The organism is Streptomyces griseorubiginosus, from assembly GCF_017614965.1.
GTDB lineage: Bacteria > Actinomycetota > Actinomycetes > Streptomycetales > Streptomycetaceae > Streptomyces > Streptomyces griseorubiginosus_B.
In genome coordinates, this window is sequence record NZ_WVUG01000660.1 from 1 (window position 1) to 1,146 (window position 1,146).

Consider the following 1,146-nt stretch of genomic DNA (forward strand, 5'->3'; position numbering starts at 1 on the left):
CTTCTCCTTCGCCCGCCTCCTCGGCTCCCCCCGCATCGCCCTGCAGCGCAGGCTGCTCCTCCTGCCGGGGGCCGAATCCCAGGACTACGCCGAGCAGATCGACGACATCCTCGCCCTGCTGGAGGGCAGCTACCGCTCCCCGGAGGGCGTCGAGGCGCATGTCGTGCCGGGGGAGGGGGCCGAGGTCGAACTGTGGATCCTCGGCAGCAGCGGCGGCGAGAGCGCCCGGGTCGCGGGCGCGCGGGGCCTGCGGTTCGCGGCCAACTACCACGTCAGCCCGGCCACGGTCCTCGACGCGGTGGAAGGCTACCGCTCCGCCTTCCAGCCCTCCGACGTCCTGGACAAGCCCTATGTCAGCGTCTCCGCCGACGTCGTGGTCGCCGGGGACGACGCCACCGCCCGCGAACTCGCCACCGGCTACGGCCTGTGGGTGCGCAGCATCCGCACGGCCGAGGGCGCCATTCCCTTCCCCACGCCGGAGGAGGCCCGGGCCCACGACTGGAGCGACGAGGACCGGGAGCTGGTGCGGGACCGGATCGACACGCAGTTCGTCGGCTCCCCCGGCCGGGTCGCCGACCGGCTGGAACAGCTCCAGGAGGCCACCGGCGCCGACGAGTTGCTCATCACCACGATCACCCACGACCACGCGGACCGGGTGCGGTCCTACGAACTCCTGGCGCGGGAGTGGCGCCGACGGTGACGGTCAGCAGCCGGTGCCGGTCGGGACGAACTCCACGCGCGTGTGGTCGTCCGCGGCCAGCACCTGAGAGTAGGTCTGCCGGTCCACCTCGTACCAGACGTCGTCCTGGGTCCCGACGCCGTTGACGTCGTCCAGGCTCACGCACCACCGCTCCCGGCGGACGACCCGCCGGTACCTCTCCGTGCCCTTCTGGACCTTCGTGCAGCTCTGGTAGTGCTCGGTGGTGTACCAGACGCGGGTCGTCCGGTGGGTGCCGCTGCCCGACCGTGAGGTGTGCCGGACCCGCCGGGTGGCGGGCCGGCACGTCCGGACGAGATGGGGGCGGGTGGCGTAGGCGGTCTTCCGCGAGACATGGCGGACGGTGTCCTTGAGTCCCCGGACGCCGTCCGGGCTCGCCTGGGCCGTCTTGGCGGTGCCGCTCCGCCCGGCGTCGCTCCGCCCGGAGT

General features: G+C 73.1%; 2 protein-coding genes. One reads left to right on the forward strand and one right to left on the reverse strand.

The annotated features are described in order from the left end of the window. Positions 1-700, forward strand: a 700-nt coding sequence (locus GRC12_RS44560; RefSeq protein ID WP_208786112.1) for an LLM class flavin-dependent oxidoreductase, incomplete at its 5' end; no start/stop codon positions are given. Positions 701-703: 3 nt separating this feature from the next. Here GRC12_RS44560 and GRC12_RS44565 read toward each other — a convergent pair. After that, positions 704-1,146: hypothetical protein (locus tag GRC12_RS44565; protein WP_208786113.1), on the reverse strand; the 443-nt coding region annotated here is incomplete at its 5' end.